General features: G+C 62.6%; 22 protein-coding genes. 8 read left to right on the top strand and 14 right to left on the bottom strand.

The genetic code is table 11. From position 1 onward, the window contains the following. Nucleotides 1-217: 217 nt before the first annotated feature. A complete protein-coding gene (gene ctrA, locus AC04SH_RS15905; RefSeq protein ID WP_006203583.1) occupies nucleotides 218-913 on the top strand; it encodes a response regulator transcription factor CtrA in 696 nt (231 codons plus the stop codon). An 85-nt stretch (nucleotides 914-998) separates the two neighbouring features. Here the strand turns inward: ctrA and AC04SH_RS15900 are convergent, their stop codons facing one another. Both AC04SH_RS15900 and chpT read right to left on the bottom strand, forming a co-directional pair. Next, entirely contained in the window at nucleotides 999-1,367 is a 369-nt protein-coding gene (locus AC04SH_RS15900; protein ID WP_477238785.1) for a response regulator transcription factor, read from the bottom strand. Nucleotides 1,368-1,625: 258 nt separating this feature from the next. After that, complete coding sequence (gene chpT / locus AC04SH_RS15895) at nucleotides 1,626-2,255, bottom strand: histidine phosphotransferase ChpT (protein ID WP_477238742.1); 630 nt, start codon at nucleotides 2,253-2,255, stop codon at nucleotides 1,626-1,628. 391 nt (nucleotides 2,256-2,646) lie between these two features. On the opposite strand from chpT, the gene AC04SH_RS15890 reads away from it, so the two are divergent. Together AC04SH_RS15890 and AC04SH_RS15885 are read left to right on the top strand one after the other, a co-directional pair. Further along, a complete protein-coding gene (locus tag AC04SH_RS15890) occupies nucleotides 2,647-3,183 on the top strand; it encodes a DUF1134 domain-containing protein (RefSeq protein WP_235984549.1) in 537 nt (178 codons plus the stop codon). A 155-nt stretch (nucleotides 3,184-3,338) separates the two neighbouring features. After that, nucleotides 3,339-4,490: a coiled-coil domain-containing protein gene (locus AC04SH_RS15885; protein ID WP_488575719.1), complete on the top strand. Its 1,152-nt coding sequence runs from the start codon at nucleotides 3,339-3,341 to the stop codon at nucleotides 4,488-4,490. 18 nt (nucleotides 4,491-4,508) lie between these two features. On the opposite strand, the gene AC04SH_RS15880 is transcribed toward AC04SH_RS15885, so the two are convergent. From AC04SH_RS15880 to AC04SH_RS15855, 6 genes are all read right to left on the bottom strand, one after another. After that, the gene (locus AC04SH_RS15880) at nucleotides 4,509-5,330 is read right to left on the bottom strand and encodes a TrmH family RNA methyltransferase (protein WP_488575718.1); all 822 of its coding nucleotides are present in this window, start codon (nucleotides 5,328-5,330) and stop codon (nucleotides 4,509-4,511) included. A gap of 57 nt (nucleotides 5,331-5,387) precedes the next feature. After that, entirely contained in the window at nucleotides 5,388-5,726 is a 339-nt protein-coding gene (locus tag AC04SH_RS15875) for an ArsR/SmtB family transcription factor (RefSeq protein WP_488575717.1), read from the bottom strand. Between the two features lie 149 nt (nucleotides 5,727-5,875). After that, nucleotides 5,876-6,646: a HugZ family pyridoxamine 5'-phosphate oxidase gene (locus AC04SH_RS15870; RefSeq protein ID WP_488575740.1), complete on the bottom strand. Its 771-nt coding sequence runs from the start codon at nucleotides 6,644-6,646 to the stop codon at nucleotides 5,876-5,878. 36 nt (nucleotides 6,647-6,682) lie between these two features. Continuing rightward, nucleotides 6,683-7,855 carry a CaiB/BaiF CoA transferase family protein gene (locus AC04SH_RS15865; protein WP_488575716.1) on the bottom strand — a complete coding sequence of 391 codons (1,173 nt, stop codon included), beginning with the start codon at nucleotides 7,853-7,855 and terminating at the stop codon, nucleotides 6,683-6,685. Nucleotides 7,856-7,861: 6 nt separating this feature from the next. Beyond that, nucleotides 7,862-8,623 carry a 3-hydroxyacyl-CoA dehydrogenase gene (locus AC04SH_RS15860; protein ID WP_488575715.1) on the bottom strand — a complete coding sequence of 254 codons (762 nt, stop codon included), beginning with the start codon at nucleotides 8,621-8,623 and terminating at the stop codon, nucleotides 7,862-7,864. A 95-nt stretch (nucleotides 8,624-8,718) separates the two neighbouring features. Continuing rightward, nucleotides 8,719-9,255 (bottom strand): GNAT family N-acetyltransferase, encoded by a 537-nt coding sequence (locus tag AC04SH_RS15855; RefSeq protein WP_488575714.1) that lies wholly within the window; start codon nucleotides 9,253-9,255, stop codon nucleotides 8,719-8,721. A gap of 271 nt (nucleotides 9,256-9,526) precedes the next feature. On the opposite strand from AC04SH_RS15855, the gene AC04SH_RS15850 reads away from it, so the two are divergent. Beyond that, nucleotides 9,527-10,513, top strand: coding sequence for a glutathione S-transferase family protein (locus tag AC04SH_RS15850; protein WP_488575713.1), 987 nt, complete (start codon nucleotides 9,527-9,529; stop codon nucleotides 10,511-10,513). A 90-nt stretch (nucleotides 10,514-10,603) separates the two neighbouring features. Here the strand turns inward: AC04SH_RS15850 and AC04SH_RS15845 are convergent, their stop codons facing one another. Further along, entirely contained in the window at nucleotides 10,604-11,104 is a 501-nt protein-coding gene (locus AC04SH_RS15845) for an NUDIX domain-containing protein (protein ID WP_488575712.1), read from the bottom strand. Nucleotides 11,105-11,175: 71 nt separating this feature from the next. Between AC04SH_RS15845 and AC04SH_RS15840 the strand changes: the two genes are divergently transcribed. Next, nucleotides 11,176-12,111, top strand: a complete 936-nt coding sequence (locus tag AC04SH_RS15840) for a metallophosphoesterase family protein (protein ID WP_488575739.1) — start codon at nucleotides 11,176-11,178, stop codon at nucleotides 12,109-12,111. On the opposite strand, the gene AC04SH_RS15835 is transcribed toward AC04SH_RS15840, so the two are convergent. The 4 genes from AC04SH_RS15835 to leuA all read right to left on the bottom strand — a co-directional run bounded on the left by AC04SH_RS15835 (nucleotide 12,101) and on the right by leuA (nucleotide 17,348). Beyond that, on the bottom strand, nucleotides 12,101-12,718 hold the full coding sequence (locus tag AC04SH_RS15835) for a hypothetical protein (RefSeq protein ID WP_488575711.1): 618 nt from the start codon (nucleotides 12,716-12,718) through the stop codon (nucleotides 12,101-12,103). The two genes, AC04SH_RS15840 and AC04SH_RS15835, sit on opposite strands and share 11 nt — an antisense overlap. Nucleotides 12,719-12,802: 84 nt before the next feature. Further along, nucleotides 12,803-13,606 (bottom strand): alpha/beta fold hydrolase, encoded by an 804-nt coding sequence (locus tag AC04SH_RS15830; protein ID WP_488575710.1) that lies wholly within the window; start codon nucleotides 13,604-13,606, stop codon nucleotides 12,803-12,805. 101 nt (nucleotides 13,607-13,707) lie between these two features. After that, on the bottom strand, nucleotides 13,708-15,477 hold the full coding sequence (locus AC04SH_RS15825; RefSeq protein ID WP_488575709.1) for a tetratricopeptide repeat protein: 1,770 nt from the start codon (nucleotides 15,475-15,477) through the stop codon (nucleotides 13,708-13,710). Between the two features lie 194 nt (nucleotides 15,478-15,671). Beyond that, nucleotides 15,672-17,348 (bottom strand): 2-isopropylmalate synthase, encoded by a 1,677-nt coding sequence (gene leuA / locus AC04SH_RS15820; RefSeq protein ID WP_488575738.1) that lies wholly within the window; start codon nucleotides 17,346-17,348, stop codon nucleotides 15,672-15,674. Between the two features lie 517 nt (nucleotides 17,349-17,865). Between leuA and AC04SH_RS15815 the strand changes: the two genes are divergently transcribed. Genes AC04SH_RS15815 through AC04SH_RS15805 form a run of 3 tightly spaced genes read left to right on the top strand, consistent with a single transcriptional unit; the run spans nucleotide 17,866 to nucleotide 20,125 of the window. Next, nucleotides 17,866-19,029, top strand: coding sequence for an ATP-grasp domain-containing protein (locus AC04SH_RS15815; RefSeq protein ID WP_477238720.1), 1,164 nt, complete (start codon nucleotides 17,866-17,868; stop codon nucleotides 19,027-19,029). A gap of 5 nt (nucleotides 19,030-19,034) precedes the next feature. Continuing rightward, nucleotides 19,035-19,811, top strand: coding sequence for an esterase family protein (locus AC04SH_RS15810; RefSeq protein ID WP_488575708.1), 777 nt, complete (start codon nucleotides 19,035-19,037; stop codon nucleotides 19,809-19,811). Further along, nucleotides 19,811-20,125, top strand: a complete 315-nt coding sequence (locus AC04SH_RS15805; RefSeq protein ID WP_477238716.1) for a nuclear transport factor 2 family protein — start codon at nucleotides 19,811-19,813, stop codon at nucleotides 20,123-20,125. Before AC04SH_RS15810 ends, AC04SH_RS15805 begins: the two co-directional genes overlap by 1 nt. 6 nt (nucleotides 20,126-20,131) lie before the next feature. Here the strand turns inward: AC04SH_RS15805 and AC04SH_RS15800 are convergent, their stop codons facing one another. Next, nucleotides 20,132-21,667: an MFS transporter gene (locus AC04SH_RS15800; protein WP_488575707.1), complete on the bottom strand. Its 1,536-nt coding sequence runs from the start codon at nucleotides 21,665-21,667 to the stop codon at nucleotides 20,132-20,134. Nucleotides 21,668-21,726 lie beyond the last annotated feature (59 nt).

Genomic DNA, 21,726 nt, shown 5'->3' with positions numbered 1-21,726 from the left:
ACTTAGTCCAACTTATTAATGTGTTGCATTAGCGATTTGGTTCTGTGATTCATCATTAGATTCAAGAGGGTGTAGAAAGCGGTTAAAAAATCTGGTACCGTTCTGGGTGCGGAATTAGGTTTTGTTAACCATTCGATGGCAGCCTTCTGTTCAGGCAATCACTGCTCCGGTCCCGGATGGGTCGTGACTTGGTCCGGCGGCAGAAAAGGGGAATGAAATGCGCGTTCTGCTGATAGAAGACGACAGTGCAACCGCTCAGAGCATCGAGCTGATGCTCAAATCCGAAAGTTTTAATGTTTATACGACCGACCTCGGCGAAGAAGGCGTCGATCTCGGGAAACTTTATGATTACGATATCATTCTTCTCGATCTCAACCTTCCCGACATGTCAGGCTACGAAGTCTTGCGGACACTTCGCCTCTCCAAGGTGAAGACGCCAATCCTGATCCTGTCCGGCATGGCCGGCATCGAGGACAAGGTGCGCGGCCTCGGCTTCGGCGCCGACGACTATATGACCAAGCCGTTCCACAAGGACGAGCTGGTCGCCCGCATTCACGCCATCGTGCGCCGCTCCAAGGGCCATGCCCAGTCGGTCATCACCACCGGCGACCTGGTGGTCAATCTCGATGCCAAGACCGTCGAAGTTGGTGGCCAGCGCGTGCATCTGACCGGCAAGGAATACCAGATGCTGGAGCTGCTCTCGCTGCGCAAGGGCACCACGCTGACCAAGGAAATGTTCCTCAACCACCTCTATGGCGGTATGGACGAACCGGAATTGAAGATCATCGACGTCTTCATCTGCAAGCTGCGCAAGAAGCTCGACGCTGCGTCCGGTGGCCAGAACTACATCGAAACGGTCTGGGGCCGTGGCTATGTGCTGCGCGAGCCGGAAGACATCCGCGTCAGCGCCTGACCGAATCATCTGATTGAGTTCAATGCAAAAAAACCCGGCTCAGGCCGGGTTTTTTTGCTGTCCTTCCGTTCGACCACGAGCCGAATCAGGCGGCGACCTTCAGGGTACGAAAGCGTTCGAGCAGTTGCGGCCGGTTGAACGGCTTCAAGAGATAGCCCTGGGCGCCGGCGCGCTTTGCCTTCATGATCGAGGCGACATCGACTTCAACCAACGAAATCAGGATCTGCGGCTTGATCGCGCTTTCCATGGCGCGGACCTGGCGGATGAGATCGACCGCCTGCATGTCCGGCAGGGCGCCGTCTACGACAATCACATCGGGCATCTCGGCAGCGCACATCTCGACCGCGTCAAGGCCGGTGGCCGCTTCGATCACCACCATGTCGGAGCCGCCAAGAATCCGTTTTGCGACCTTCCTGATCACACTCGAATCGTCAACAAACATGCAGCGCTTCATTTCCGGGTCCTCTTTGCCTTGGGGCGAACCGGCGGCATCCGGGGTATCAGGATGCACCTTAGGCCGATCTGGTAAAGAAGCCGAAAAGCCGTTAGGTAAAGTTTTTGCAAAAATGTCGTTTGCGCGCCGTGCCAGTCGACGCGTCGCCGACGAAGAAACTTGGCTGTTCTGAATTTCGGCCAAGTCCGCAAATATCAGCAGGAAAAGATACTTGACTTGTTCTTGGCTGTCGGCCGAGCCGGTAACGACTTCGGCTCGTCAGACCGCGGACAGCACGATCTCGTCGGCGGTCGCGTGGATCGAGATTGTCATGTTGGCCTCACGCGCAAGAAGCAGCGTGTAATAAGGCTGGACCGAATGGGCGTCGATCGGCTCCTCGGGCTTGTTGCCGGAATGGAGTTCGAGGAATTTTGGCGGCACACGCAGCATCGGGCCGCTTGCCGCAAGCGCAAAGCGCGGCTCGGTGTCGAGGTTTTCCAGTGTAACCACCAGCTTGCCGCCGCGCGGGATGGCGGCGTTGGCGACGAGCAGTAAATTGAGCAGCAGCTTGACCTTGTTCTTGGGCAGCAGGGCGCGAACGCCGTTCCAGACCAGTTCCGGCTTCTCGTTCTTCAGGAACGCGATGGCGACGGCCTCGGCATCGCCGGTGTCGATCATCATGCCGGCCGAACCTGCGGCGCCGAAGGCGATGCGGGCGAACTGCAGGCGGGCCGAAGCGTTTTTGGCGCTTTGGCGAATCAGTTTCATGGCGTCTTCGTCGGCGCCGCCCTCGTCGAGGAGTTCAAGGCCGTTGTTGATGGCCCCAACCGGCGAAATGATGTCGTGGCAGACGCGGCTGCACAACAAGGCTGCGAGATCGGGTGCGGAGAGAGAGAAAAGCTCGGCCATCGGCAAAAATCCCTGCAAAAAATTCACATGCTGGTGGCCACGCGAGCGACCGCCGCGCCTCACCCACCCGAATCACGCTCTTTCCCCAGCGCTTCTGAATACACAGCGCCCGAGCGTGCAGCAACAAATCCACAATTCTCGTCAGCAAAAATGGCGTGTTTGCACAGGATGGGAGCCCGCACAGACGGTCAGACAGCCTTCGAACCGCCATGTTCATGTGGAAGGTTAATGGTTGAAAAAGGATTACGGCATAGTTTGCCCGTAACAGCCATCCTTAACGGCCGCCTAAAGAGCCGGACGGGGTGCGAGGTGTCGGCGAAAGTGCTCCCTGACGGAGATTGGAAGCATGGTTTCCCGATTCTACGACCGGACCTTTGTCCGTGTCTTCTTCATGGCGATTGCCCTCATGGGCGCTCTCGCCTTCTCAACCTCTGCGTCGCGGGCGCAGGAATACACCGCTCAGGAGATCGTCGATTCCGGCCACAAGTTCTTCGGCGCGACGTCGGGCGGTCTCGCCACCGTCGTCGAGAAGATTTTTGCCTCCTACGGCCTGCCCAATGGCTATCTGCTCGGCGAAGAGGGTTCTGGCGCGGTGATCGGCGGCTTGACCTATGGCGAAGGCACGCTCTACACCAAGAATGCCGGCGATCATAAGGTGTTCTGGCAAGGTCCGTCGCTCGGCTGGGATTTCGGCGGCGAGGGATCGCGGGTGATGATGCTCGTCTACAATCTCGACGACGTCAGCAATCTCTACAATCGGTTCGGCGGCGTCGCCGGTTCCGCCTATGTCGTGGCCGGCGTCGGCTTCAACGTGTTGCAGAACAACAGGGTGCTGCTGGTGCCGATCCGCACCGGCGTCGGCGCGCGGCTTGGCGTCAATCTCGGCTATCTGAAGCTGACGCAGAGGCCGACCTGGAATCCCTTCTGAGCGATTCCGACCACAGGTCGACCCGATCAACAGGTTCCGACCCGATCAAGCTGCGGCATACTCTTGCCGCAGCGCTGGATTTGCGTCATGCGAACATGGCAAAGTCCAGACTTGGCGGTTGTCGGCTAGCGGCCCGCCTGTAACGGGTAGTCACCTTGGTTCAATCGATCCTGTTCTTCGCTCTCGGCTTTCTGTGCGCCGGCTTTCTGGCGCTGCTGGTTGCGCCGGCCATCTGGCGGCGGGCGGTCGCGCTGACGCGCAGGCGTGTCGAGGCGTCGGTGCCGCGAACGCTGGCCGAGATCCAGGCCGACAAGGACAGCTTGCGGGCCGAGTTCGCCATGACGACGCGCCGGCTCGAAATCAGCGTCAAGACGCTGCGTGAGCAGGCCAATGAGCAACTCGTCGAAATCAGTCGCGGGCGCGAGGCACTGAAAGGCCTGGCGGTCGAGCGCAAGGACAAGAAGCAGGCGCTTTCCGAGCTCGGAGAAAAAAACGAATTGCTCCTGCATCGCGAGCAGCAGATACAGCAGCTGACGGACAAGCTGGTGCAGGCCGAGCGCATGATGGAAAAGCGCGCGCTTGAGCTCGAAAAGCTCGAGCACATGTACGACGACGCCTCCTTCTCCTCCAGCAATCGTCAGATCGAACTGGTGGCGCGCGAATCGGAGCTGGAAAAGCTCGCCAACGACATTTCGGTGCTGCGCGGCCAGCGTAAGGAAGCCGAGAAGCGCCATCAGGAAGTCGTCGCCGAGAGCAAGGCCACGCGCGATTCTCTGAAAGCCGAGAAGAAGAGAACCGCCGATCTCGAAAAGAAGCTCGAGCGCCTGCTCGCCACGCTTGCCGATCGCGAGGACAAGCTCGATCGCCGCGAAAAGGAACTGGTTCGGCTTCGCGAACGGTTGAAGGGCGAGGCTGTGGGAGGCGCCGTGGCTGCTGGCCTTGTTGGCGCGCAGGACAATGCCCCCGCTGGTAACGAGGACGTCGACAAGGTGCTAGCCAAGCTCGAAGGCGATCGCGAGCGGCTGGAAGCCAGGCTGACGACGCTGGCCCGTGAGAACAAGCGGCTGAAGACGGAGCTTGGTGGTTCCGAGACCGCGAGAAATGGCGATGACGGGCGCAGCGTCGGTGATGCGTTGCGCGAACAGATGAACACGCTCGCGGCAGAGGTCGTCAGCCTGACGGCCAAGCTTGAAGGACCCGATTCGCCGATCACCAAGGCGTTGGCTGCGCCGCAGGAAGCGCGATCGGGAACCATCAGCCTCGCCGATCGCGTGCGGGCGCTGCAAAAGGCAGATTCGGCGGGCTGAGCTTCAGGCCGCTGGCTTTCAAAAATCCTGGGCGGCTACCGACTTGCCAGTCGAAAAATGATGCAACGCGATGGCTGAGGCTGCGGCGACATTCAGGCTGTCGAACCCTTCAGACATCGCAATCCTCACCGTCCGCAGCCGGTCAAGCAGCCTCTCGGGCAGGCCTTCGCCTTCGGTGCCGAGATAGAGCGCCAGTCGTTTCGGTCTCGCGGCATTGCGAATGTCAGCCTCACCGCGCGGCGATAGAGCGACCTGGCCGAAGCCCAACTCGTCGAGCTTCGCGATGAAAGCTTCAGTGTGGCTGAAGGAGGCGAAGGGAACTTTCAGCGCTGCGCCGACGGAGACGCGGATCGCTTTGCGATACAGCGGATCGCAACAGGTGGCGTCGATAAACACGGCATCGGCCCCGAAGGCGGCAGCGTTGCGGAAGATCGATCCCATATTGTCATGGTTGGCGATGCCGATGAGCACGACGATCAGCGCGTCGGCTGGCAAGGTGTCGAGCAAGGCCTCTGCGGCCTGCGGCGCGCCCTTGCTGCCGATCGCCAATATGCCGCGATGCATGTGGAAGCCGGCGATCCTGTCCATGACGTCGCTTTTCGCAACGTAAACCGGCAGGTCGGCAGGGGCCTTGCGCAGGATGTCGTCGAGCCCGGCCAGCCGGTTCTCCAGAACCAGGACCGACTCGGCGGCGAAGCGTCCGGCTGACAGCAGGACGTCCAGCACCACCTTGCCTTCGGCGACGAACCGGCCATGGCGGCCGGTGAGATCGCGTTCGCGGATGTCGAGATAGGCGGCGACCCGCGGATCGCGCGCGTCGTCGATCTGGATCGGATCCATCAATACCTCGGCCGGCGAAAAATCGTCAGCCAGGTAAGGAGCGATCGGAGCCGCAGGTCAAGTCCCGGCGCGGCGCAGACGCGTTGCCATCTGGGACAAGTCGCCGATCCCGAAAATGCCGTCCAGCATGCGCAACAGCTCGCGCACGGCGTCCGACTTGCAGGAATAGTAGATCATCTGCCGGTCGCGGCGGGTCTCGACAAGATCGAGCGCCCTGAGCTTGGCCAGATGCTGCGACAAAGCGGACTGACTGAGCACCACCTTTTCGGCGATGGCACCAACCGACATCTCACCGTCGGCCAGATAGCTCATGATCAAAAGCCGCTTTTCGTTGCCCATAAGGGTCAGAAATGCCGCCGCCGATTCGGCATTGGCGATTAGTTTGGTCGAGACCATGCCCCATGTTTCCCTGCTCATCCGAACGCTATGGGGGCAAATAGCGTTGGGTGCTATAATTCAGCTGTGGATCGCGCTGCTGATTCAGCGCCGTATGAATCGTAGATCATTTCGCCCAAATCTCAAGACATGCTTTTGATTCATGACGATTATCCTTGCGTAGCCGGCATACGTCCGGTCTTGGCCATGTCGACAAGAACTGGCCGCAGGTCGCGCGCGGTCTTCAATGGTTGCGGAAAATAGACCCTGCAAACGGCGTCGCCCGATGCCAGGTCCATGCCCTCGGCATCGAAGCCGGTCATGGTCCAGCCATCACCTTCGGCCTTGGCAAAATGATGCGCATAGACAGCGATTGCGTCGAGATGGTCGGCATTCATGTGGTCGAGGGCGGACTGTTCGCTGGCGGCCAGTTCCTCGACGATCGGCCCATCGGTGATGATATCGGCACGGTCGAGCAGATAGGCCTTGCCGAAACCGCCATTCAGGCTGGCGCGCTCCGGCTCGAGGCGGAAGATCGAGAAATCGCCGAGCCCGGCATAGAGTTTTGCCTTGGGGTTGCGGTTGAGATAGCGCCGCTCGGCGCGGGCATGCGCGCTCGAGCCGCGCTCAAGCGGCTGGGCCCGGCAAACCAGTGTTATCCTGGGGTGCGCCAGCGGATCGCCCTTGCCGGGTTCACCGACAAGCAGCGAGCAACGCGGCTCGGCAAGCATCGCCCCGGTGTGAGCGGAGAGCGCCGAGACAAGGATCAGCGGCGCGCCATCGGTGTCGGTGGCGACACCGACCCTGGAGGCCAGCGGTGAACCGGTCGAGGGCTCGATGACCGCCAGGGCGCCGAAGCGGGCGCTGCGGATCAAGGTTGTTGCCAGCCTGACCGCCTCGGCGTCCGTCGCGCGAATGACGTCCTTCTTCGGCTCGTTCAAAATGCTCACCGGGTTAAGTTGATTTTCTTCATCCAGTTATTGGCCAATCAGACCGGATTTGACAAGCGTTGTGATCTCATCTGCCGAAAAGCCGAAGCGCGCCAGCACGTTTTGCGGCCGCTGGTCGTCATCATCCGGCATGGCGGCAAGCGCCGGCTGCGAGGCGGAAAAGCGCGGCGCAGGTGCCGGGCGTTCGAACGTGCCCGTCTTCACAAATGCGTGACGAGCACGATTGTGCGGATGGTTCCTGGCCTCCGCAAGCGACAAAACCGGCGCGACGCAAGCGTCGGTGCCCTCAAACAGACCGGCCCAGTCGTCGCGCGTCTTCAGCCGGAACCGGTCGGCGATGGTGGCGCGCATGTCCGGCCACAACGCCTTGTCGTACTGGCCGCGGACAAAATGCTCGCCCAGCGGCAGCAGCCTGGCGAATTCGGCGAAGAAGCGCGGCTCAAGGCAGCCGACCGCGACGTGGCGTGCGTCCGCCGTCTCATAGGTGTCGTAGAAGGGGGCGCCGGAATCGAGCAGGTTGGCGCCGCGCCTGTCGCTCCACAGGCCGGCCGCCATGAAGGCGTGTATGGGCGCCGCCAGCATCGAAGCGCCCTCGACCATTGCCGCGTCGACCACCTGGCCCTTGCCGGAGCGCGAACGCTCAAACAGCGCTGCGAGCACGCCGGCGATCAGCATCATGGCGCCGCCGCCATTGTCGGCGATCAGATTCAGCGGCGGCACCGGCCGGCTTTCCTCCCGGCCGATGGCATGCAGCACACCGGAATAGGCGAGGTAGGTGATATCGTGGCCGGCGCGGCCGGCCAGCGGCCCGTCCTGGCCGAAGCCGGTCAGGCGGCCGTAGATCAGCGCCGGGTTGCGCGCCAATGCAGCATCCGGGCCGAGACCGAATCGCTCCATGACACCGGGACGAAAGCCCTCGATCAGCAGATCGGCTTTCTTAACGAGACCCAGCACCAGCTTGATGCCTTTCTCTTGCTTAAGGTCGAGGGGCAGGATGGAGCGGCCGTAACGGTCGAGATTGTGCGCATCGGAGAGCGGCAGCAAAGGCTGGTCCGATCCGGCGCGCTCGATGCGCAGCACCTCGGCGCCCATTTCCGACAGCATCAGCCCGGCCAGCGGCACCGGGCCGAGCCCGGCCATCTCGATGACTTTCAGGCCGGCCAGCGGGCCGGTCTTCACTGCGGCTGCGCCGGCCGTCATGGCCAGCTATTTCGGCGCCATGCGGATCGCCCCGTCGAGACGGATGGTTTCGCCATTTAGCATCTGGTTCTCGACGATATGCAGGGCGAGCGCCGCATATTCGGACGGTTCGCCGAGGCGGGATGGGAAGGGCACGGCCGCACCAAGCGAATCCTGCACCTCCTGCGGCATGCCGGCCATCATCGGCGTCTTGAAGATGCCGGGCGCGATGGTGCAGACGCGAATGCCGGAGCGCGCGAGATCGCGGGCGACCGGCAGCGTCATGCCGACGACGCCGCCCTTGGAGGCGGCGTAGGCGGCCTGGCCGATCTGGCCGTCATAGGCGGCGACCGACGCCGTGTTGACGATGACGCCGCGCTCGCCGCCCTGCAACGGCTCGAGCTTGGCGGCGCGATCCGCGACGAGGCGGATCATGTTGAAGGTGCCGATCAAGTTGATCTCAATCACCTTGCGGTACTGGTCGAGCGGATGCGGACCGTCCTTGCCGATGGTCTTCACGCCGATGGCAATGCCGGCGCAGTTCACCAGGATGCGCGCCGGCCCAAGCCTTTTTTCCACTTCGGCGACCGCGGCCGTACCGCTGTCGGCGCTGCTGACGTCACACTGGATGGCGGTGCCGCCAATGTCGCCCGCCACTTTCGCCGCCCGGTCGAGGCCGATATCGAAAATCGCGACGCGGGCGCCCTTATCGGCCAGCGCGCGGGCGGTTGCCTCGCCTAGTCCGGAGCCGCCGCCGGTTACGATCGCAATCTGGCCGTTCGGGTTCATGCCGCGTCCTCCCTGCTTTTGCGGATCATGCTACGGAGGTCGCTGGCATGGTGCAACCTGACCGGTCCATCGAGACGTCTCGATCGGCCGGGCAATCAGGCCATCGCCGGAACGTTCTCGGCAATCCTGGCAAGGCTGGCATGGCAGACCTCACCGGAAAGACGCGCCACGGCGCCAGGCAGGATCTCGTGCGACAGCAGCCGGTCGAGGTCGACCGGGCGTGGCATGGAGATCTGGCCGCGTGGGATCTTCCTGAAGCCGAGCGGGCCGTAATAGGGCTCGTCGCCGACAAGGATCACCGCCGGCGCGCCAGCCTTGGCCGCCGCTTCCAGCGCGATCGCCACCAGCCGGCGGCCGATGCCGAGATTCTTGAACGCAGGGCGCACGGCAAGCGGCCCGAGCATCAGCGCGCGGCCGGCGCCGGCGGCGATGCGGGTCATGCGCACCGAAGCAACGACGATGTCACCATCGACGGCAACAAAGGACAGCGAGCGCTCGTGGCCGCCGGCCTCGCGGATCTTGTAGGCGGCCAGCACGAAGCGACCGGGGCCGAAGGCTTCGTCGTTGATGGCTTCGATTTCGGGGTCATGTGCCGGTGTTTCCGGCAGGTATTTCACGTCGGCAAGGCTCATGGTCTTTGCGGTCCGATATACGAGGAAGGTTGCTGCAAGCGGCAGCGTTCGCCAGTCAGCGCTTTCTAAGCGCGGGCGCCCTTTCGTCGTCGGTCAAACCGTATCGAGGCAAAGTCGAACATGCGGAGTGTCCGCTAGCATCATTTTTCGGCCGCTGCAATCGGTCGCTTTTATCAGGCATTTCGGACGAGTGACGCTCTGTTCAGCAGATGACGACTTCGACATTGCCGCTTTGCGCCTACATTGGCCAAGACAGGCAAGGAGATTTCGCATGGGTTTGTTGGTCGAAGGCAAATGGCAGGACCGCCCGGCCAAGGTCGATAGCGGCGGCAGGTTCGTCCGCGCCGAGACGCAGTGGCGTGACTGGATCACGCGTGATGGCGCGCCGGCTAAAGGCTGTACGCGCGGCTTCAAGGCCGAACCGGGCCGTTACCATCTTTATGTCTCGCTCGCCTGTCCGTGGGCGCACCGCACGCTGATTTTTCGCGCGCTGAAGAAGCTCGAAGGCATCATCTCGGTTTCGGTCGTGCATCATTTCCTCGGCGCCGACGGCTGGACTTTTCTGGCCGAGGACGGGGCCACCGGCGACACGGTTTACGGCCTCGATTTCCTGCATCAGATCTATACCAAAGCCGATCCCGCCTATTCGGGCCGGGTGTCGGTGCCGGTGCTGTGGGACAAAAGGGAACAGACCATCGTCTCCAACGAATCCGCCGAGATCATCCGCATGCTCAATTCCGCCTTCGACGAATGGGGCGATGCCGGCGTCGATTTCTATCCGCCGACGCTGCGCGGCGAGATCGACAAGGTCAATGCGCTGGTCTATCCGGCCATCAACAATGGTGTCTACCGCGCCGGCTTTGCCACCACGCAAGCAGCCTATGAAGAAGCCTTTGCAGAGCTGTTCTCGGCACTCGATACGCTGGAGGAGAGGCTGTCAAAACAGCGCTACCTCACCGGCGAGCGCATCACCGAGGCGGATTGGCGGCTGTTCACAACGCTGGTGCGTTTCGACCCGGTCTATGTCGGCCATTTCAAATGCAATCTGCGCCGCATCGCCGACTATCCGAACCTGTCGAACTATCTGCGCGATCTCTACCAGGTGCCCGGCGTCGCCGGCACGGTGAACCTGCACCACATCAAGACGCATTATTACGGCAGCCACGCGGGCATCAACCCGACGCGCATCGTGCCTGTCGGCCCGGAGCTTGACTACGCCGCGCCGCATGACCGGGCGCGGTTCAGGAAGGCGGCGTGACGCCAAATCCAATCGAGCGCATGGCGCACTATTTTGCGATTTCAGCAGCGAGAGTTAGCGCAGCAGCTAATGCTGTCGGAGAACTCTGGCCTACCAGTGCGGCGATGCCGGGTCCCCACCAAAAACCTCAGCGATCCGCCGCAACGTCGCCGGCGTCGTGCCTTCGGGCAGACGATCAAGCGGGAAAAAGCCGGCTTCGGCGATCTCGTGGTCCGGCAGTTTCGGCGCCGTCTGGCTGAAGCTCTCGATCAGGTAGAGGGCGACATGGTCGCGGCGGCTGGAGCGGCGGTTGAAATGCATCGATTTCAGCACCGGCGGGGCGGTGAGCGCGATGTTGCCTTCCTCGGCCAATTCCCGCGTCAGCGCTTCGCCAAGCGTTTCGCCCAGCTCGACGCCACCGCCCGGCAATTGCCAGCCGGGAACGTAAGTGTGGCGGATGAGGAAGACGGAGTTCGACGCGCGATCGTGGATCAGGCCGCGCACACCAAGCGTCATTGGCCGCCGCAGCAGGAAATAGAGATGGAACAACCTTGCCCTGAGGCCGGCCCAACTGGTCTGGCGAAACGCCTGTTCCGGATCCGATATCGCCATCGCTAGCGAAACCGTAAGCAGACAGGAAACAGTGAGTGGAAAGCGGTGGGCGCGTCGCCTATGAAGGAAGGATGTTCAGGCTCGCGCATATTTCCGATGTCCATCTGGGGCCGCTTCCCGGTGTAACCTATCGCGAACTCGCGTCCAAGCGCGTGGTCGGCTATGTCAACTGGCAGCGCAACCGCCGCCGCCATATGCACGATGCCGTCATAGACACCATCGTCGCCGACATGAAGGCGAGCGGTCCCGACCATCTCGCCATCACCGGCGATCTGGTCAATCTGGCGCTGGATGGCGAGATCGAGATGGCAAAGCACTGGCTGGAGACGCTGGGCTCGCCGGAGGATGTCTCGGTGGTGCCGGGCAATCACGACGCCTATGTGCCGGGCGCCTTCGACAAGGTCTGCCGCTCCTGGGCGGCGTGGATGAGCGGCGACGGCGTCACCACACCAATCGATCGCAACACCTTTCCCTATCTGCGCGTGCGCGGCAACGTCGCGCTGATCGGCGTCTCGACGGCACGCGCCACGGCACCTTTCATGGCCAACGGCTTCTTCCTCGAAGGCCAAGCGCAAAGGCTGGCTGAAGTGCTCGACGCCAGCGCCAAACGCGGCCTGTTGCGGGTGATCATGATCCATCATCCGCCGGTGCGCGGCGCCGTTACCCAGCAAAAGCGCCTGTTTGGCATCTCCCGTTTCCACAAGACCGTTCACCGGCATGGCGCCGAGCTTGTGCTGCACGGCCATTCGCACCTGCCGTCGCTGTTCTTCATCGGCGGACGCGGCACCAGGATTCCGGTTGTCGGCGTCGCCGCTGCCGGGCAGTCACCGGGCGGCAAGAACCCGGCGGCACAGTACAATCTGCTCGACATCGACGGCGAAAAAGGCAGCTGGCGGATCCGGCTGACGCGTCGCGGCCTGACCGGACCGGCCATACCGCCATCCGACCTCCAGGTGGTGGAACTCGGCGTGGATGCCGAGGCATCTAAACCACTGGTCAGAAGCTGATCTTCATCGCCATGATGCGATCCCAAAACAGCACCGCCGACACAGCAAGGCCGACCACCGCGCCGGCGGCGATCAGGCCGAGGCCGGACAGGAAGGTCGACCAGCGCCTGCCGGGCGCGATTGCGTGCAAAGGTGGTTCGGCTTCCCGCACGGTGGCGCGGTTCAGGCCGGCGACGGCGGACTCGACGCCACCCTCCATCATGCGCTGGCGCTCGACGATGCGCTCCGCCACATAGCGCGTGACCTGATCGGCAACCGGTTTCATATCGGTCGATTCGGCCAACACCACGCGGCCGATGCGGGTATCCCTGAGGAAACGGTAGGTGCGGCGGTCGCGTCCCATGGCGACATGGCTGACGGCGTCGATCCACAGCCGCGGCTGCAGGCCCGATGAGACGACGAAGTCGAAATTGTCCATGTCGGCGGGCACGTCGGCAAAGACCGGGGCGAGTTCGGCGGCAAGCAACTCAAGTCGCATCCGGTGCGCCTCGCGCATGTCGACCACGACGTCGTCGCGATCGGCGAAGGCATTCTTCACGTCGCGAACGGCATCGGACAGTTTGCGCGACGGGGTTAAAGAGGTGAATTGCTCGTCTGAGTCCTTCATCATCCCTCGCTAATATATGGTTAATAGCGAGTTAGCACAGCCATTTGCAAAATGCACTGGCGAGATGCCGGAAGCCAGCGAGGTTCAGCTCGCTGCGGCGTCGAGTGTCGGACGCGCACGCCTGCCGCGCCGGTCTATGTTCCGGCGCACGGCCTGGGCGATCACATCAGGCACTTCTTCAACCAGCATATGGCCGGCATCGAGGACGTGATGGATGTGAAAATGCGCAGGCAGGCCATCAGCCTGGGTATAGGGCAGGACCGGATCGTCCGTTCCCCAAACCACCATCACCGGCATGTTGAGCGTGTCCAGCTGTTCGCGGGGGATGACGCCCTGCCGCTCATCCCTGGTCATGACGGCTGATATTTCGACCAGCTTGCGCAACTGGCCGGGGCGACAGCGTACTTCCGCCAGCACGCCAACGATGCGTTCGGGCGGCGGGCTTTGCGGTCCGGACATGGCGGCAAGGCAGGTGCGGATTTCCCGTCTGTCGGCCGCCGCGGCGTAGCGACGCAACAGCGGCCCATTGATCTCCGGGCCAAAACCGCCCGGCGCCAGAAGCGTCAGCGAGGCTATTGTTTCGGGTTCGGCCAATGCCATCAGGGTGGCTACCGCACCGCCCATCGAATGACCGGCGACATGCACCCTTGCTATGCCGCGTGCGGCGAGATCCGCGAGAACTGCTCGCGCCGCTGTCTTGGCCGGACCGCTACCAGGGAAATCGAGCGACAGTCCGTGTCCCGGAAGATCGTAGGCCAGTGTTCTGATCCCGGGCGCCAGCGTCGCGGTCACCTCGCGCCAGATGTCATGGCAACCGCCGAAGCCATGCAACAGGACGACCGTCTTCGGCCCGGCGCCCCGCTCGGCAACATAGAGGGATGAGACCATGAAAAATGTATGATTATTGCAAGACAGGAAATTTCGAATGGGGCTGGATTGCTCCCAGTCCAGACCGATGGCCAGTAAAATTTCCGCGATCCGGAAAGATACTAGCTGGCGTTACCGAGGCCCGCGGCGCGCAACGCCTCGACCAGCCGCTCGGTCAGATCGGCGGGATATTTCCGCTCGGCGAAGGCCGCACGCGGGTCAGCGGCGAATTTAGGGAATTTGGTGGTCAGCTCATCCAGAAGCTTGGCCGCCAGCTGCTCGCGGCCGGCAGCCTTGGCGCCGATCAGCCGCGCCGCCAGATAATGCGATTTCATCGCCGTCGTGCGCAGCGACTCGCTCGCGATCGCGGCCTTGTTCATATCGCCCAGCATGAACTGCCCGGCGAAGAGCCCGTAATCCCACCAAGTCGGGTGGCCGCTGAACGTCTCGACGGCACGGGTCAGGATCGGTGTTCCCTCGGCATACTTGCCGGCGAAGATCAGGCCATAGCCGTAGGCGGCAGCCATGCTGAGGTCGTAGGGGTTGAGCTGATAAGCCTTGCGCATCCAGCGGATCGCCTCCTCGGGGTTGCCGAGGCGCGAGTAAAGGTAACCGTATGCGCGATGCGCATAGGGGCTGGTCGGCCCCATCTGGATGGCGCGATGGGCAAAAGACATCGCTTGTTCGACCGTCGCGTCAGGCGGATAGGCGTAGTGATCGGTCGCGGCCTCGAGATGGAGCGATGCCAGTTCCGAATAGACGAGCGACGATTTCGCGCCTTGGCTGGCAAGGTTTTCCAGACAGCGATAGGCCGCCTCGTGAGTCTTGGTGCTCTGGTCGAGATAATATCTGTCGTTGAGGATCAGGCACCTCGTCAGCCCTGTCTGAATGCCGTTCTGTTCGATGTAGCTGTAGAGCGGGCCGGCGGCGGGAATGGTCGAGCTGAGGATGGCGGCGATACGATCCTCGACGGTACCAGGCGCACTGTCGGCGACCGTCAGATTGCGGGACAAAAGCACGCGGCCGGTCGCCACACTCTGCAGCTCAAGCGTCACGTCACCTGCCATTGGTCCCGGCAGGACATCGAAAACGAAGCTGGTCGGGTCGGTGCTCGGGTCGCGCTTGCTGTCGGCGTCACGGCCGATGAAGTCGATTGTGTCGAAACCGGCAAGACCGGCGCGCAGCGAGGCGGCGACGCGGCCTGCCTCAGGGCCGGTGGCCCTCACGGCGATGTAGACGAGGGGCAGGGCCTCTACCGTCGGCGATGCGATGCTGCTCGTTGCGCCCGCTGTCTCGACCACCGCCGCCGGATCGCTGCTGGCAAGCAGTGCGCCGCTGCCCTGGCGCAGGATGAGCACGCCCAGCATAAGGATGACCAGCGCCATCGCGCCCCAAAAGAAGTGCAGATGGCGCGCCAGGGAAGGTCCAGGTTCCGCAACCGCCGACGCCATCGAGGCAACGGGGGGCGCGGCAAGAGCGGGGTCCTCGGGCGATCCGGGCAAGGCGGCTACCGCCTGCGCCAGCGCCACCGGCTCCTGCGGCAGGCGGATGGCGTTGAGTTCATAGGACGGTACATAGCCGCCGCGCGGAATGGCGATGCGGACAGGTTCGGCTACGCCCTCATTGGCGAAATAATGCTGGAGAAGTTCGCGCAGCCTGCCTGCCTGCACCCGGACCACCGCATCGGTCGACGAATCGAAATCGCCGTCCTTGCCGAAGACGTCCATGGCGATGGAGAAACCCTTGAGCCTGTCGGCTTCGCCGGCTTGCTCGCGCTCCACGAGGTAGCGCAGCAACTTGCGTGCGCGCTCGGAACGTCCGAACGTTTCGCTGGCGAGTAGTCGCTCCAGTGTCTCGCGCACTGCGGGGGCGGCAGGCGTGGCATGCTGCAAGTGTCGATCCTCTCGAAGTCGGCACAGGTTGAGGCGCAATCATATCGCGCCTGCACGTCCATACAAGCTTGCTTATGTTATGCGATCGCGTACCGCACCATATAATTGCCGATGGTTAACACGAAAAAATCGGGATTTTCCCCGGCAAATGGGGGATTTCCGGGCGCCGCGGAGATACGGCGCCCGGCGAGAAATCAGCCGGCCTTGCGCCCGATGATACGGTTGGCAGCCGAAACAACGGCTTCCAGGGAGGCCGCGACGATGTTGGTGTTGATGCCAGCGCCGAACAGCTTGCCGCCGGGATATTCCATCTCGACATAGGAGATCGCCGAGGCGTTCGAGCCGCGCTGGAGCGAATGCTCGGAGTAGTCGAGGACCGACATGTCGACGCCGACATGGCGCGACAGCGCATCGACGAAGCCATCGATCGGGCCGGTGCCGGATCCGGTAATGGTCGTCTCCTTGCCGTTATCGAGGATCACCGCCTCGACCACGCGCCGGCCTTTTTTCTCGGTATCAGGGTAGGTGTGATGGTCGAGGAATTTGAGCCGACCGCCAGGCTGGTCGACATAGGTCTCGAGGAAGCGGTCGTGGATGCGCTTGGCCGGCACTTCCTTGCCTTCCGCGTCGGTGATCGCCTGGATCTCCTGGCTGAACTCGATCTGCAGATTGCGCGGCAGGTTGAGACCGTAATCGGCCTGCAGCACATAGGCGATGCCGCCTTTGCCGGACTGCGAGTTGATGCGGATAATAGCCTCGTAGCTGCGCCCGACATCGGCCGGATCGATCGGCAGGTAGGGCACTTCCCAGACCGGCGTATTGGCTTTCTTCAGCGCCTTCATACCCTTGTTGATGGCGTCCTGGTGTGAGCCGGAAAAGGCGGTGTAGACGAGTTCGCCGACGTAAGGATGGCGCTCGGGGATCTTCAGCTGGTTGGAATATTCGTAGACATCCTTCATCCGGTTGATGTCGGAGCAATCCAGATGGGGATCGACGCCTTGCGTGTACATGTTGAGCGCCAGGGTGACGATGTCGACATTGCCGGTGCGTTCGCCATTGCCGAACAGCGTGCCTTCGACGCGGTCCGCACCCGCCATCAGGCCGAGCTCGGTGGTTGCGATGCCGGTGCCGCGATCATTGTGCGGGTGCAGAGAAATCAACAGGTTTTCGCGGTTGTCGAGGTTGCGGCACATCCATTCGATGCGATCGGCATAGATGTTGGGCGTCGACATTTCGACCGTCGACGGAAGGTTGATGATTAGCTTGTTGTCGGGCGTCGGCCTCACGATCTCGGTGACGGCGTTGCAGATCTCCAGCGCGACTTCGAGTTCGGTGCCGGTAAAGCTCTCCGGCGAATATTCGAAGCGATAGCCGCCACCGGCCTTCGCCGCCATGTCGGTGATCATCTTGGCCGCATCGGTGGCGATGCGCTTGATGCCGCCGACATCCTTCTCGAAGACGACGCGGCGCTGCAACTCGCTGGTCGAATTGTAGAAATGCACGATCGGGTTGGTGGCGCCCTTGAGCGCCTCGAAGGTGCGGGTGATGAGTTCGGGCCGGCACTGCACCAGCACCTGCAGCGAGACATCGGCCGGCACATTGCCTTGCTCGATGCACCAGCGGGCGAAATCGAAGTCGGTCTGCGAGGCTGAGGGGAAACCGATCTCGATCTCCTTGAAGCCCATGTCGAGCAGCAGCGCGAACATGCGCGCCTTGCGCTCATGGCCCATCGGGTCGATCAGCGCCTGGTTGCCGTCGCGCAAATCAACCGAGCACCAGACCGGCGCCTTGTCGATGACCTTGTTGGGCCAGGTGCGGTCGGTGAGGCCGACTGTCGGATAGGGCTGGTATTTGCGGGCGGCGCCCGGCATGTGGCCAGCCGCGCGTTTTACGCTTTCGGCTTCGCCGGATCGGATCTCTTCTCGTGCGTTCATCGTCTTGTTCTCCCGGCGGCTCACGGATCGGTCTTCGGACGGATTGAGAGCGAGCTGCGCCTTACCAGATTTTCGTTCGCTTGATGTGAAGTGCCAATTTTGAACTGGCCAAGGAGCGTGCGCGTAAGCGGCGGTTCGACCGCCGGGCGCTCCTTCAGCGAACCCGGCGATCGCCGATAAGGCCGAGAAGAAGCAAGGTCGATGCCAGCGCGCGAACGGTCTCGCCGGCAAAGCCGGTCGGACGGGAAGCGACGGAGGTGGCGCGCGTGTTCATGGCGGTTTTCATACAGGAGCGGCTATGGAGAGGCAAGTAGGCGCATTTGCGCCCATTCCAGGCCTCTTCCCCGCGCGCGGCAAATACGCCAGACTTGGTGTTGTTTCTGTGCGTGTCGTCGTTGCTTCGCAGTCCGGGCGACATGCATGGACGAGGTCGCGATGCCGGGGGAGGTCGCCCATGAATTTTGTTTTCTTCTCGCCGCATTTTCCCACCAACGGCGCCGATTTCTGCGACCGGCTGAAGAAGGCCGGCGCCACGGTGCTCGGCATTGGCGATGCGCCCTATGAGGCGCTGGACGGCAAGCTGAAGGCGGCACTGTCGGAATATTACCGCGTCGCCGACATGGAGGATTACGATCCGGTGTTCCGGGCTATGGGTCATTTCATCCACAAATGGGGCCGCATCGACCGTTTCGAATCGCTCAACGAGCACTGGCTGGAGCTGGAAGCCAACATCCGCACCGACTTCAACATTTACGGCACCAAGCTCGATTTCGTGAAGAATTTGAAGCGCAAGAGCCGCATGCGCGCCTTCTTCCGCAAGAGCGGCGTCGACACCATCGCGCAGCGCAAATGCTCCGACCGGGCAGGCGCCATGACCTTCATCCGCCGCGTCGGCTATCCCGTGGTGGTGAAGCCCGATTCCGGTTCCGGCGCCTCGAACACCTTCAAGATTTCCAACGCGAAAGAGCTTGACCAGTTCTTCCGGGACAAGCCCGAAGACGTGACCTTCGTCATGGAGCAGTTCATCGAAGGATTGGTGGTGACCTATGACGGGCTGGTCAACCGTGACGGCGAGGTGGTGCTTGCGGCCAGCCACCGCTACGACCAGAGCGTCATGGAGGTGGTCAACAAGGACCGCCACATGAGCTACACCTGCTTTCCCAGGATCAGTCCTGCGGTGGAGGAGGCGGGCAGGAAAATCCTGAAGGCGTTCGACGTGCGCGAGCGTTTCTTCCACATCGAGCTGTTCGAGACCAAGGACCGTGTCATCGCACTCGAGGTCAACATGCGGCCGCCCGGCGCGTGGATGACCGATGCGATCAACTACACGTTCGACATCGACGTCTATGCGGCGTGGGCCGACATGGTGGTCAAGGATGCCGCGGGCGGACCCTATGAGGGCAAGTATTTCACCGCCTATGCCAGCCGCAAGCAGCACCTCCACTATTTGCACAGCCATGAGGACGTGCTAGCCGCGCATCGCGACAAGATCGTCCACCATCAGCCGATAGAAAAGGTTTTCAGCCGCGCCATGGGAAATTACGCCTACCAGATGCGCTCGAAGGACGAAGCAGCGCTGCGCGAGGCCGTCGCCTATATTCACGCGGAAAAGGCTTAAACGCGATGGACATTTCCTATCACAAGAGCTTTGCCCGCAATCTCGGCCGCGACATGGAATACAAGCGCTACGGCCATGCGGGCCGGCCGGTGGTCGTGTTCCCGACCTCACAAGGGCGGTTCTATCAGTTCGAGGATTCCGGCGGGGTGGGGGCGCTGGCCGAATTCATCGACACCGGCCGCATCCAGCTGTTTGCGGTCGACGGCATCGATTCGGAATCTTTCTTCAACAAGCATGCCGACGCCGCCCACCGCATCGGCCGCCACGAGGCCTATTTCCGCTATGTCCGTGAGGAGGCGTTGCCGGAGTTTCTGGCGACCGCCGAGCAAGCCAATGGCGGACGCAAGCTGAAGCCGCTGTTCACCGGCTGCTCGATGGGCGGCTACCACTCCTCGAATTTCGTCTTCCGCTTTCCAGAACTCGCCAGCGGCGTCATCGCGCTGTCGGGCGTCTATTCGGCGCACGACTTCTTCGGCAAGGCGCTGGAAGGCGACATTTTCTACAACTCGCCGCTCGACTATCTGCCTGGCATTGTCGACCCCAAGCTCTTGGCGCGGCTGAAGGCGCTGCGGATGATCTTCTGCTGTGGGCAGGGCGCCTGGGAAGAGCGCATGCTGGTCGAGACGCGCAAGCTGGAACAGATCCTGCGCGACAAATCCATTCCCGCCTGGGTCGACTATTGGGGCGGCGACGTCAGCCATGACTGGCCGTGGTGGCACAAGCAGCTGGTCTATTTCTTCGGCCGCTGGCTGGATGACGATCTGATGCATAGATTGGACTGATGGCCACACCCGATCCCATCCGCCGCTTTGTCGAAGCCACCAATGAAGGTGACACCGAAGCGTTTCTCGACACGTTCGTGTCGGATGCATCCTTGACCGACTGGGGACGATCCTTCCACGGCCGCGAGCAGATTGCGCGCTGGAACCAGTCGGACAATATCGGCGTGAAGTCCAATCTGCGCATTGTCCGCATCGCCGAGGCCGATGGCAGCTACCACGTCCGCATCGCCGTCACAGGCGAAGGCTTCAACGGCGAAGGGGACATGGTCTTCACGCTGGACGGCGACCGCATAGCGAGCCTCGTCATCAGCTGAGATCGCCTATCCTTCCTGGCATATCGGCAGAGGAACGGTTTCGTCCTCCACGGTCGATCCGCGGCGCAGGCCGAGGAAGACAACAAGCGCGGTGACGATGGTGATTGCCGCCAGCACGATCAGCAGCCTGTCGAACGCCGTCTCGTAGGCCTGGACCAAGACCGTGGCTCCGGCTGCCGGCAAGCGGGCTGCCGCTTCGCCGACATTGCCGGTCACCAGCCGCTGGGCGGCGGCGGTTGCGCTCGGGGAAGACGCTATTCCATGATCCGCCAGTTGTGCAGCCGTGAAACCCGACAGGACAGCCATGACGATCGCCAGAGCCACGCCCTCGCAGGCGACGCGGGTGGTGTTGAAGATGCCGACCGCCATGCCGGCGCGCTCCTTCGGCACGACGCTGACGGCAAGTCCGTCCATCAGCCCCCAGGGCAAAGCGATGCCGATGCCGATCAATATCAGCGGCGCCACGAGGGCGAGGGCGACCGGCGGGGTTAGGCTCAGCCAGACAAGGCCGGCGGCGGCGATCAGCAGGCCGACGCCGCAGATCGTCGCCGGAGCGATCCAGCGCGCCACCTGGCCGGCAAGCAGGGGCAGGATCAACAGCGGTCCCGACAGGCAGATCATCAATTGCCCGGCCTCGATCTCGCTCATCCCCTCAATGCCGATGAAGCGGATCGGCAACAGCACGAGCAGGACGACGAAGCCATAGGCGGGGGCAGCCGCCAGAAACTGGACGCCGACGAAGCGGGGAAAGCGGAACAGCGAAAGATCGAGCATCGGCCGGCCCGCGCGCCGCTCGACGATGACGAAGGCGGCAAAGAAGAGCGCAGCGATGGCAAGCAGCCCGATCACGAGCGGATCGGTCCAGCCACTCTGCGGCGCCTGAAGCACGCCGTAGGTCAGCGCGGCCAGTGCAATCGTGAAAGTGCCGGCCCCCGCCCAGTCGAGGCCAGTCGCATCGGGGTCGCGCGATTCCTTGATTGTGCCCAGACCCAGTAGCGCGGCGGCAATCGCAAGCACTGCCACCAGAACGAAGATCGACCGCCAGCCGAATGCTTCGATGATGAGGCCGGAGGCGACCGGACCGAAGGCGAGGCCAATGCCGAAACTGGTGCCGAGGAAGGAAAAGGCGCGCAACCGCAATTGCCCCTCGAATTCCTGGGCAAGCGCGGAGGCGCCGCCCGCGAAGGCGGCGGCACTGCCGAGCCCTTGCGCAGCCCGAAGTGTGTCGAACCAGACGATGTCAGGGGCCAGCATCGCGCCCAGCGTGGCCAGGACATAGAGGCCGAGGCCAACAATGAACATCCGCTTGCGGCCATGATTGTCGGCGAGCGCGCCCAGCGCCATCAGGGTGGCGCCAAAGGTCAGCATGAAAGCGTTCGTCACCCAGTTGAGCGCGATCGGGCTGCCGCCGAGATCGGCTGCAATGCGCGAGAGTGCGACGGCCGGTCCGGTGAAGGTCAAGGGCATGGTCATGGCGGCAAGGCATACCGAAAGCAGAACGAGCCATGGCGCGGCGGCGCCGTTTGTGGTCTTCGAAGTCATGGGTTTTCCTATCTGAAGCAGGATCCGCCGGTGTGCCGTTGGGAGCGCAGCACCGGTCG

Source organism: Mesorhizobium sp. CNPSo 4688, from assembly GCF_057784295.1.
This window is presented reverse-complemented; position numbering and strand designations above follow the sequence as displayed.